The 474-nt window shown below is 45.1% G+C and carries 1 protein-coding gene; it reads right to left on the bottom strand.

Going from position 1 to position 474, the window contains the following annotated elements:
* Positions 1-37 precede the first annotated feature (37 nt).
* The coding region (locus IB246_RS28590) for a hypothetical protein (protein ID WP_225609174.1) at positions 38-474 on the bottom strand (437 nt) is incomplete at its 5' end.

Raw genomic sequence — 474 nt, 5'->3', positions numbered from 1 at the left:
CATTAGGGGAATATATTCTTTTTTAAAGTAATAATGGTTACCGATTTACTATATTCAGACTTGCTTGAAGTGAAATACTGTATGCCGGATTGCCTTTGCCTTCTACCGTATTGGTAAAGTAATTATAATCAAGCTCAATCCATTTCTGCAGTTTAGTTTCATAGTTGTCGGGATATTGTGCCTGCTCGATATCCGGTAACGTTTTGAAGTGTTCCAGCACGGCGCTAAAGAAATTTGTCAGCTTTCCGCTGCTGTTATATTCAGCCATCGCTTTGGCGACAACTTCTTTTCGCCAGGCGTATTCCTGGTCGGTAGACGCTTCCCATGCGGCTCTTCTTTCGTTGGTGGTGTAGAGCCCGCTGTCGTCATAAGTCACTAAGGCCAGTTGCTCGCGTGTAAAGCCAGCGAAAGGGTTTCTGCCGTCGCCATTAACAAATTTTGTGGCTTGCGCGGCTCTGGCTAAACGTTCGGGAT

Source organism: Pseudomonas sp. PDM01, assembly GCF_014852325.1.
Lineage (GTDB): Bacteria > Pseudomonadota > Gammaproteobacteria > Pseudomonadales > Pseudomonadaceae > Aquipseudomonas > Aquipseudomonas migulae.
Note: the sequence above shows the minus strand (reverse complement) of the source record. Positions and strands in the feature narration are given on the sequence as shown.